A 9884-nucleotide genomic window follows, 5' to 3' on the forward strand; every position below is an offset into this window, starting at 1 on the left:
GCATCGGTCAAGGCGAGCCGGCGCGAGGTGCGGTTGAATAGCCGGGCGCCCAGCCGTTCCTCCAGCCTGGAAACCGCTTTCGACACCGTCGCTTTCGACAGCGCCAGTTCGGCCGCGGCCGCCGCGAAGGAGCGCAGTTCGACGACTTTCGCGAAAATGGCGAGCGCCTCGAAATCGGGAAGCTTTGTCATCATGACGGCTCCAAGAGACAACAATTGGAAACAATGAGTTTCCATAGTTTCTATTTATGTAATAAAGCCGAATGCTTATCCAGAGGGTCAAGCAAACAATCCCAACTCAATCCGGGGAATTGGACATGATCGAACTCAAACCCTTCAACCGGCTCGGCGGCGCCGATCACGGCTGGCTCAAGGCCAAGCATCACTTCTCATTCGCCAACTACTATGATCCCAGCAATATGGGCCACGGCGCCTTGCGCGTCTGGAATGACGACGAGATCGCGCCGAACACCGGCTTTCCAGCTCACCCCCACGCCAACATGGAAATCATCACCTATGTACGCGAGGGCGCAATCACCCATCAGGACAGCCTTGGCAACAAGGGCCGCACCGAAGCAGGGGACGTGCAGGTGATGAGCGCCGGCAGCGGCATCCGTCACTCCGAGTACAATCTGGAGCCGACCAAGACAAAAATCTTCCAGATCTGGATCCAGCCGACCACCCAGGGTGGTGCGCCGACCTGGGGCTCAAAACCGTTCCCGAAGGCGAACCGCTCCGGCAAGCTCGTCACCATCGCCAGTGGTTTTGCAGGCGATGGCGAGGCCCTGCCGATCCGCGCCGATGCAAAGGTGCTCGCCACCACGCTGAAGGCCGGCGAAAGCGCGGAATACAGCGCCGGAAGGACACGTAGCCTCTATCTGGTCCCGGCGGCAGGCAGCGTCGAGGTCAACGGCGTGCGGGTCAATGCCCGCGACGGCGCCGCGATCCGCGACGAGGACACGCTGAAGATCATCGCACTGGAAGATTCCGAGCTGGTGCTTGTGGATGCAGCTTGAGTGCTGAGGAAAGAGCCCTCCTACCCAACAATCGTCATGCGCGGGCTTGACCCGCCTGTGGGGCTGCGGCCCGGCAGGCGGGTCAAGCCGGGCAATGACAGCCTCTAAAAGAAAACCCGAGCCTCACATCAATCCCCCACGGAGACTGCCCATGACCAAAGTTCTCGTTCTCTACTACTCCGCCTACGGCCATATCGAGGCGATGGCCAATGCCGTTGCCGAAGGCGCGCGCGAGGCCGGCGCCACTGTCGACATCAAGCGCGTGCCCGAGCTGGTGCCGCTCGAGGTCGCGAAAGCCTCGTACTACAAGATCGATCAGGCCGCGCCGGTCGCCAAGATCGATGAGCTCGCGGACTATGACGCCATCATCGTCGGCACTGGCACAAGGTTCGGCCGGATGGCCTCGCAGATGGCGAATTTCCTCGATCAGGCCGGCGGGCTCTGGGCCAAGGGTGCCCTGCACGGCAAGGTGGGGGGCGCCTTCACCTCGACCGCCACCCAGCATGGCGGCCAGGAGACGACCCTGTTCTCGATCATCACCAACCTGCTGCATTTCGGCATGACCATCGTGGGCCTGAACTACGGGTTTTCCGGCCAGATGGAGCTCAACGACGTCACCGGCGGCTCGCCCTATGGCGCGACCACCATCACCGGCGGCGACGGTAGCCGCCAGCCCAGCGTCAACGAGCTCGCCGGCGCACGCTATCAGGGGCGCGTGATCGCCGAGACCGCCAAGAAGCTTCACGGCTAACTGCGCGGCTGACCGCGAACCGACTGCATGGCTGATACGATCGAGGGCGGCATTCTCCGAAGCGAATGCCGCCCTATTTGTTGACCAGAGGACGACAGACACCGCGATGCTCGAAATTCTGATGTTTACTCAACTGGCCCGCAATCCGCTCCAGGCGATGGCGCCCCGCTGGTACTGCCGCAGCCTGTTCCGCGCCACGCGCGGCCAGCGCCGCTGCCGGGAATGCACGGCTTCGTGATCCGACCGGCTTTGGAACCGTCTATTCGAACCGGCCGGTGGTTGCCACGTTAGGCCGAGCGCATCCGCGCGTGGAGAGTTCGTCATGACCAACAAGTCTGAGCCCAAGACTGAGCCGAAGCCTTCCAAGACAAAGCCCGCGACGTCCCATCCAGGCATGATGGGCGATGGCACCGAAGAGCAAAATCTCGGCCAGCCTGGAAATCCCGCTGCCCGTATCAAGGAGGACGAAGTCGACGCCGCCTTCGGCAAGGACGGCAAGAAAAAGCAGAAGTAACAGCCAGACGAGCACAATTGGCGCGGGCATCCCAATGCCTTCGTATTCGCTTATAAAGGCCGGGCCGGATCGCCCGGCCTTGTCCTGTCAGGAACAGCCCGATGAGCCGCATCTCACAGAATCCATGGCCCGAATTGCCGATCGCGGCGTGGCGTGACAGCTACGCGACGCTGCACCTGTTCACCCAGATCATCGGCAAGATCAGGCTTTCGCGTGCACCCTGGCTGAACCATTCCTGGCATGTGACGCTTTACGTCACCGCACGCGGACTTTCGACTTCGCCGATCCCCGATGGCGGGTGCAGTTTCGAGATTGCGTTCGACTTCATCGACCATGTGCTGCGGATCTCGACCAGCGAGGGCGAAGCGCGGCAGTTCGCGCTGGCGGGCCATTCAGTCGCGAGCTTCTACCAAGCGGTGATGGCCGCGCTCACCGAACTCGGTATTGCCATCACAATTGACGAGATGCCAAACGAATTGCCGGATCCGATCCGTTTCTCCCAAGACGCCAAGCATGCCTCCTACGACGCGGACGCCGTGTCGCGCTTCTTCCAGATCCTTGTCAATGCCGACCGCGTGTTCAAGCAGTTCCGCACCGGCTTCCTCGGGAAGGCAAGCCCGGTGCATTTCTTCTGGGGCAGTTTTGATCTCGCGGTGACCCGGTTTTCCGGACGGCGCGCACCCCGCCATCCCGGCGGCGTGCCGCATTTGTCCGATGCGGTCGCCTGCGAGGCCTATTCGCACGAGGTGAGCAGCGCCGGATTCTGGCCGGGCAGCGGCGCGATCGACTATCCCGCGTTCTATTCCTACGCCTATCCGGAGCCGGCCGGCTTTCGTGCGGCCAAGGTCCGCCCCGAAGCGGCGTTCTTCAGCGAGCCGCTCGGCGAATTCATTTTGCCTTACGACGCCATGCGCAACCGGGCCGATCCGGACCAGGCGCTGCTCGACTTCCTGCAGAGCACTTATGACGCCGCCGCCGACGCCGCGAAATGGGACCGCGACGCGCTGGAATGCGCGCCGGGCAGGCCCGGCGTGGTGCGGGCGATCTGATAATCGTCGCGCGACGACGGCTTGCCCAACGCGCGGCGAATGCCGGCCGCTGATGGCGGCGCACCACGCCAGCTCACCGCCTTGGTCAATTCAACGGACATCGTCCACCGTGTCCGCGGCTCCCGTTACAGCGGCTTGATCTGCACCTTGCGGAATTTCACTATGCCAGAGGCATATTGCAGCGCGAATGGGCCGGCGTTGAGATGGGTCGAGTCCTGAACGTCCACGGTCTTCTCGCCATTCAGGACGACGATGAGATGCGGGCCCTGCGCAGTGATTTCATAGGTGTTCCATTTGCCGGCGGCCTTCGGCATCGGATTGACCTTGGCGACATTGACGATCGCGCCGGTGCCGTAGCTTGGGTCGGGCCGCTTGTCGTAGATGTTGACCTCGTAGCAGGTCTTGGCACCGATCTTGTGCGGATCCTCGCAGCGAAGGAAGACGCCGCTGTTGGCTTCCTCGTCGACCCAGAACTCGGCCCTGATCTGAAAATCCTTGTAGGCCGTCTTGGCAACGAGATAAGCGGGGTCCTTGCCTTCGAGAAGTTTGTCGGCGGTGACGGCGCCGTCCTTCATCTCCCAATTGGCCTTGCCGACCTCGTTCCAGTCGCCCTTGTTCCAGTCGCCCTTGTTCGAGGAGTCCAGCAGCGTGACCCAGCCATCGCTCTCGGCGGCCGCACCGATCAAAACGCCCGTCGCAAGGGTGGCGACAAGCGTCGTGACAAGGGTGCCGGCAAATGTCCTCGAAGTGTATCGCATGAAGAGCCCTCCTGATTTTTTTCTTGAACCTACACGATAGCAAAGCGTGGCCCAAGACAAGGGTCGATTTACAAGGGTGGCTTTGCAAGCGTGGCTTACAAAGCCGGATTCGCAAGTGCGGTTTCGATGCTGCGGTTGCGTCGTCGGATCGCCAAAACCTTGTTCGCGGGCGTCTTGCTCAGACAGAATGCTCCCGGTTAACATAACACCAATGCGCCGAGGTATTCCGGCGCTGCAAGCCGATCCGTTGGAGGACACCATGAAGGCCGCTCGCCGGCTCTGGCGCTATCTCGCGCTGCCCGCCTTGTTTGCCGCGACCCTGAGCATCGGCGCTGCGGCCGAGCTCAATCCCGCGGCCGTGGTCTACAAATTGCCTGACCAGATCCCGTGGGGTCCGGTCGATGCGCGCGGCGGCCAGAACGCCGTCGTGCTCGGCGATCCGAGCAAGCCGGGCTTCTACATGGTCTATACCAGGTGGACCAAGGGCAATCATTTCAGCCATCCGCATTTCCACCCCAACGATCGCTACATCGTGGTGCTGCAGGGCACCTGGTGGGTCGGGTCGGGCACGAAGTTCGACCCCGAGCATGGCACGGTTCCGATGCCGGCCGGCAGCTTTGTCACGCATTACGGCAAGCAGGTGCACTGGGACGGCGCCAAGGACGAGGATGCCGTGCTGCTGATCATGGGCCAAGGCCCGGCGACATCGACGCTGGTGGCGGAAGAGAAATAGCCCGAGAAAGATAAGCCAGGCGACGGCGTCGCCTCGGCACAGCTGCTCAATGCCGCATGACGGAAATTCGTCATGCGTTATTGCCGCGACCGCCATCGGCGGTTTTCGCAGCGTTGCCCCTTGCCCTCATGGCATCGCTTTGAGACCATGAAGGCCAATCGCGGCAAAGCAAGACCCGTCTCGCCCGGGCCATTTCCAGAGGAAACACCATGCCGATCGTCCAGGCCGATCGTCTCACGCGCATTGGCGCCGCGTTGCTTCAGGCTGCCGGCGCCTCGAAGGAGGAAGCCGATGCGGTCGCCATCGGCTGCGTCAATGCCAACCTCGCCGGCCACGATTCCCACGGCGTAATCGCAATTCCGACCTATATCGACCGCGTCATGGCCGGCCATATCGTGCCCGGCGCGGCCTGGACTATCGTCCAGGAATCGTCCACCACGACCGTGATCGACGGCCATTGGGGGTTCGGCTTCCACGTCAACGCCAGGGCGATGGCGCTGACGATCGAGAAGGCCAGGACCGCCAATGTCGCGGCCTGCACCGTATTTCGCCAGAGCCATGTCGGGCGGCTCGCCGCCTACCCGATGATGGCGATGCGCGAAGGCATGATCGGGATCGCGACCGCCGATTCCGGCCGCTCGCCGAAGCACGTCGCCCCGTTCGGCGGCCGCGAGGCGCGGCTCGGGACCAACCCAATCTCGATCGCGGTACCCTCCGACCTCGAGGCGCCGTTCTATCTGGACATGGCGACCTCGGCGGTCGCGGCCGGCAAGATTCAACTTGCCGTTGCCCGCGGCGAGGAGATTCCGCAGGGGTGGATCATCGACGCCGAGGGCCGTCACACCACCGATCCGACGCAATATCGCAAGGGTGGCGCGCTGCTGCCGCTAGGCGGCACCGAGGGATACAAAGGCAGCGGGCTGGCCGCGATGGTCGAAGTGCTGTGCGGACTGCTCACCGGGCTCGGCTTCGGCGTCGAGCCGACCGGCCGGCACAATGACGGGTGCTTCATGGCGGTGTTCAACGTGGCGGCGTTCCGCCCCTTGCAAGACTTCAAGAAGGAGGTCGGCGAGTTCGCCCGTTACCTGAAATCGACGCCGCCATCAGAAGGCTCGCGCGGCGTGTTCTATCCCGGCGAGGTCGAATTTCTGCGCGAGCAGGAACGCCGCAAGAATGGCATCGAGATCGAGGACGCGACCTGGGAGAAGTTGCGCGCGCTCGCCGCCGACTACAAACTCGGCGCCGAACTCGACCTCGCCTAAGAAAAAAATAACGGGAGAGCAGCATGTCACGGCAAATGGCGATGGTCGGCTTCCTGCAGGCGCAGAACTGCACCAACCTGCCGAGCTCATGGCGGCATCCGCAGTCGCGCGATGACTCAATGTCCGCGGACTACTACCAGGAAATCGCCCGAATCCTTGAAGCCGGCAAGTTTCACATGGCGTTCTTCGACGATCGCCTCGCCATGCCCGACCGCTACGGCAACGATCACGCCCATACCGTCGAATACGGCATCCGCTGCGTCAAGATGGATCCGATCGTGGTCTTGACCACGATGGGCATGGTCACGGAGAAGCTCGGGCTGGCCTCGACCTGCTCGACCACCTATTTCGAGCCGTTCGACGTGGCGCGCCGGTTCGCCACCCTCGATCTCATGACGAACGGCCGCGCCGCCTGGAACGTCGTCACCTCGGTGAACGACGGCGAAGCACTCAACATGGGGCGCGAGCATCATCTGGATCACGATCCGCGCTACGACCGCGCCGACGAGTTCATGGAAGTCGTGCTCGGCCACTGGGATTCCTGGGAAGACGGCGCGTTGCTGATCGACAAGACGAGCGGACGCTTCGCCGATCCGACCAAGGTGAAGCGGCTCGACCATGACGGGCCATTCTTCAAATCGCGCGGACCGTTCACGGTACCGCGTTCGCAGCAGGGCCATCCCGTGGTGATCCAGGCCGGCTCCTCGGGCCGCGGCCAGCGCTTCGCGGGACGCTGGGGCGAGGTGATCTTCACCGCCGCGCGCAATCTCGCCAACGCCAGGCAGGGCTATGACGCGATCCGCAACGAGGCCGCGAAAGCCGGCCGCGATCCCGACCAGATGTTCCTGTGCAATCTGGTGACGCCGGTCTGCGCCGCGACCAGGTCCGAAGCCGAGGACAAGATGGCGCTGATCCAAAAGCTGCCGCTCGAGATCGATGCGCTGTCGCTGCTGGCCGAAGGCCTCAACTTCGATTTCGGCGCCAAGGGCATCGATGAACCGCTCACGTCAGACGAATTGCAGGGCATGCAGGGCATGCTCGGCATCCGCGATGGCGTGCTCAAAACTTCGGGGAAAGCCAACCCGTCGACGCGTGATTTCATCACCTTCTCCGGCCGCGGCCAGACCCAGGACGCGATCGTCGGCGGACCGAAGGAGATCGCCGACCGGCTGGAAGAGATGTTCACCGGACGCGGCTGCGACGGTTTTGTGATTGCGGCGACCTATGTGCCGGGGTCCTATGCCGACTTCGTCCAGCACGTTGTGCCGGAATTGCAGCGCCGCGGCCTGTTCCACAGCGACTATACCGGCCGGACGCTGCGCGAAAATCTTGGGCTGAAGCGGCCTGCGGCCGGCGCCTGGAAACTCGCGGCGCGCGCCGCGGCGGAATAAGGAAAAACACATGCGGTGGCTCAAATTCACGACAGGCAACAAGACGTCGTGGGGCCTCGTCGAAGGCGACAACGTGATCGCTGTCGACGGCGATCCCTTTGGCGAATGGCGCAAGACCGAGCAGAGCCACGCCCTGAAGGACGTCAAGGTCGAGCTGCCGCTGATCCCCCGCACGTTCTATTGCGTCGGCCTGAACTATCTGAAGCATCTGAAGGAAGCCGCCGACAAGGCGGGCACGGTGCCAAACATCCCTGACCGGCCCGAGATCGGCTATCGCGCGCAGAACGCGCTGATCGCCCATGACGAGGACGTGGTGATCCCGGCGAGCGCGACCGAGAAGATCCACTACGAGGGCGAGCTGGTCGTCGTCATCGGCAAGAAGGCAAAACATCTGACCGAGGCGGACGCGATGAGCTGCGTGTTCGGCTACACCATCGGCAACGATGTCAGCGAGCGGACTTGGCAGAAGGCCGACCGCAGCCTGTGGCGTTCCAAGAACGCCGACACTTTCAAGCCGATGGGACCGTGGATCGAGACCGACGCCGATCTCGACAAGATGGAGACCATCATCAAGCTCAACGGCAAACAGACCGGCCGCTTCCACACCAACGACATGATCTTCGGCGTGGTGCCGTTCATCGTCGAACTGACCAAATATTTCACGCTGTGGCCGGGCGACGTGATCTGGATGGGCACCGACGGCGCCTCACCTGACATCAAGGACGGCGACGTGGTCGAGATCGACATCACCGGCATCGGGACGCTGCGCAACCGGTTCGTCAGAGAGCAACGGTGAGGCATGAGCCGCTATTCGGCCGTGCATTATCGGGATTGAGCCATAGCGCTGTTCGGATTCGGCGAGATCAGGCCGACAATGACGGTCGCGACGACAGCCACCAAGACATTGAGGATCAGCGCGCCAAGCCCGACATAGAAGGTGTAGCTGACATCGCCGAAGCTCAAGGTGGCAAGCGGCTTCAACCCATTGCTCCAAGCCGTCCAGGATCCCCAGGAAATGCCGGCGGCCCAGCCGAGCAACAGGGCTTCGGCCCGGAACCAGCGCGTCACCAACCCGAACACCAGCGCGGGAAAGGTCTGCAGGATCCAGAGGCCGCCGAGCAGCTGCAGGTCGAGCGCATATTGCACCGGCAGGAACAGCGTGAAGGCGAGCGCGCCGACCTTGACGATCAGCGAGGTGATCTTGGCGACGGACGCCTCGCCGGCATTCGTGATGGCGGGATTGACATAGGACTTCCAGACGTTGCGGGTGAACAGATTGGCGGCGCCGATGCTCATCACCGCGGCCGGCACCAGCGCGCCGATCGCGATCGCAGCGAAGGCAAAGCCCGCGAACCAGGACGGGAACAGCGTCTTGAACAGCACCGGCACCACGTCGTTCGGCGAGGTCACCTTGATGCCCGCCGCATAGGCCATGTAGCCGAGCAGCGCGATCAGTCCGAGCAGCAGCGTGTAGGCCGGCAGCAGGATGGCGTTCTTGCGGATGGTGTCGGCGGATTTCGCGGCGAACACTCCGGTCAGCGTGTGCGGATACATGAAGGCCGCAAGCGCCGAACCCAGCGCCAGCGTCGCATAAGGCAGCATCTGCGCCGGCTTCAGGGTCAGGCCGGTGGCGCCGCCCTTGGCGGCGAAGGCCTCGCCCGCGGCGGCAAACACCGCGCCATAGCCGCCGAGCTTGGCCGGGACCACCACCACCGCCGTCAGCACCACGATATAGATCATGATGTCCTTGACGAAGGCGATCAGCGCCGGCGCACGCAGACCCGAGCTATAGGTGTAGAGCGCCAGGATGACAAAGGCGGCGACGATCGGCCATTCGCCGGCCAGCCCCATGGTCTTGATGACCGCGCCCATCCCGACCAGTTGCAGCGCGATATAGGGCATGGTCGCGACCATACCGGTCATGGCGACCGCGAGTTCGAGCCCCCGCGAGCGGTAAGTGCCGTGGACGACGTCGGCGGCGGTGACATAGCCGTTGGCATGCGCCACCTTCCACAGCACAGGCATGATCAAGAACACCAGCGGATAGACGACGATGGTATAGGGCAGCGCGAAGAAGCCGTAGGCGCCGACGGCGTAGACCAGAGCCGGCACTGCGATCACGGTATAGGCGGTGTAGAAATCGCCGCCGATCAGAAACCAGGTGATCCAGATGCCGAATTGCCGGCCGCCCAGGCCCCATTCGTCAAGATGCTCCGGGACGGCGCCGGATTTCCAGCGCGAGGCGAAAAAGCCCATCATGGTGACGAGGACGAAGAAAAAGATGAAAACCGAGAGCGCAAGCCATTCGATCTGACCGGTCATGATGATACGCCTCGGCTCACTGCGCTTCGTCGTGCGGACGGCTGCGATAGACCAGCCAGATCAGGAACGAGGTGATCGGCACCCAGGCC

General features: G+C 63.1%; 12 protein-coding genes. 9 read left to right on the top strand and 3 right to left on the bottom strand.

From position 1 onward, the window contains the following. The coding region (locus WCB02_RS05730) for a helix-turn-helix domain-containing protein (RefSeq protein ID WP_423956869.1) at nucleotides 1-191 on the bottom strand (191 nt) is incomplete at its 3' end. A gap of 125 nt (nucleotides 192-316) precedes the next feature. On the opposite strand from WCB02_RS05730, the gene WCB02_RS05735 reads away from it, so the two are divergent. The 5 genes from WCB02_RS05735 (at nucleotide 317) to WCB02_RS05755 (ending at nucleotide 3329) form a co-directional block, all read left to right on the top strand. Then, on the top strand, nucleotides 317-1015 hold the full coding sequence (locus WCB02_RS05735) for a pirin family protein (protein ID WP_423956870.1): 699 nt from the start codon (nucleotides 317-319) through the stop codon (nucleotides 1013-1015). Nucleotides 1016-1166: 151 nt separating this feature from the next. Then, nucleotides 1167-1766 (top strand): NAD(P)H:quinone oxidoreductase, encoded by a 600-nt coding sequence (wrbA, locus tag WCB02_RS05740; RefSeq protein WP_423956871.1) that lies wholly within the window; start codon nucleotides 1167-1169, stop codon nucleotides 1764-1766. 106 nt (nucleotides 1767-1872) lie between these two features. Further along, the gene (locus WCB02_RS05745; RefSeq protein WP_423956872.1) at nucleotides 1873-2004 is read left to right on the top strand and encodes a hypothetical protein; all 132 of its coding nucleotides are present in this window, start codon (nucleotides 1873-1875) and stop codon (nucleotides 2002-2004) included. 84 nt (nucleotides 2005-2088) lie between these two features. Beyond that, nucleotides 2089-2280 carry a hypothetical protein gene (locus WCB02_RS05750; protein ID WP_423956873.1) on the top strand — a complete coding sequence of 64 codons (192 nt, stop codon included), beginning with the start codon at nucleotides 2089-2091 and terminating at the stop codon, nucleotides 2278-2280. 101 nt (nucleotides 2281-2381) lie between these two features. Continuing rightward, nucleotides 2382-3329 carry a DUF5996 family protein gene (locus WCB02_RS05755; RefSeq protein WP_423956874.1) on the top strand — a complete coding sequence of 316 codons (948 nt, stop codon included), beginning with the start codon at nucleotides 2382-2384 and terminating at the stop codon, nucleotides 3327-3329. Nucleotides 3330-3454: 125 nt separating this feature from the next. On the opposite strand, the gene WCB02_RS05760 is transcribed toward WCB02_RS05755, so the two are convergent. Beyond that, on the bottom strand, nucleotides 3455-4087 hold the full coding sequence (locus tag WCB02_RS05760) for a 3-keto-disaccharide hydrolase (RefSeq protein ID WP_423956875.1): 633 nt from the start codon (nucleotides 4085-4087) through the stop codon (nucleotides 3455-3457). A 259-nt stretch (nucleotides 4088-4346) separates the two neighbouring features. Here WCB02_RS05760 and WCB02_RS05765 point away from each other — a divergent pair, with 259 nt between their 5' ends. The 4 genes from WCB02_RS05765 to WCB02_RS05780 all read left to right on the top strand — a co-directional run bounded on the left by WCB02_RS05765 (nucleotide 4347) and on the right by WCB02_RS05780 (nucleotide 8269). Then, entirely contained in the window at nucleotides 4347-4820 is a 474-nt protein-coding gene (locus tag WCB02_RS05765; protein WP_423956876.1) for a cupin domain-containing protein, read from the top strand. 209 nt (nucleotides 4821-5029) lie between these two features. After that, complete coding sequence (locus tag WCB02_RS05770) at nucleotides 5030-6082, top strand: Ldh family oxidoreductase (protein WP_423956877.1); 1053 nt, start codon at nucleotides 5030-5032, stop codon at nucleotides 6080-6082. A 23-nt stretch (nucleotides 6083-6105) separates the two neighbouring features. Then, nucleotides 6106-7473, top strand: a complete 1368-nt coding sequence (locus WCB02_RS05775) for an LLM class flavin-dependent oxidoreductase (RefSeq protein WP_423956878.1) — start codon at nucleotides 6106-6108, stop codon at nucleotides 7471-7473. A 10-nt stretch (nucleotides 7474-7483) separates the two neighbouring features. Continuing rightward, the gene (locus WCB02_RS05780; protein ID WP_423956879.1) at nucleotides 7484-8269 is read left to right on the top strand and encodes a fumarylacetoacetate hydrolase family protein; all 786 of its coding nucleotides are present in this window, start codon (nucleotides 7484-7486) and stop codon (nucleotides 8267-8269) included. Nucleotides 8270-8295: 26 nt separating this feature from the next. Here the strand turns inward: WCB02_RS05780 and mctP are convergent, their stop codons facing one another. Continuing rightward, nucleotides 8296-9795, bottom strand: a complete 1500-nt coding sequence (mctP, locus tag WCB02_RS05785) for a monocarboxylate uptake permease MctP (protein ID WP_423956880.1) — start codon at nucleotides 9793-9795, stop codon at nucleotides 8296-8298. Nucleotides 9796-9884 lie beyond the last annotated feature (89 nt).

This window comes from Bradyrhizobium sp. (assembly GCF_049581145.1).
GTDB lineage: Bacteria > Pseudomonadota > Alphaproteobacteria > Rhizobiales > Xanthobacteraceae > Bradyrhizobium.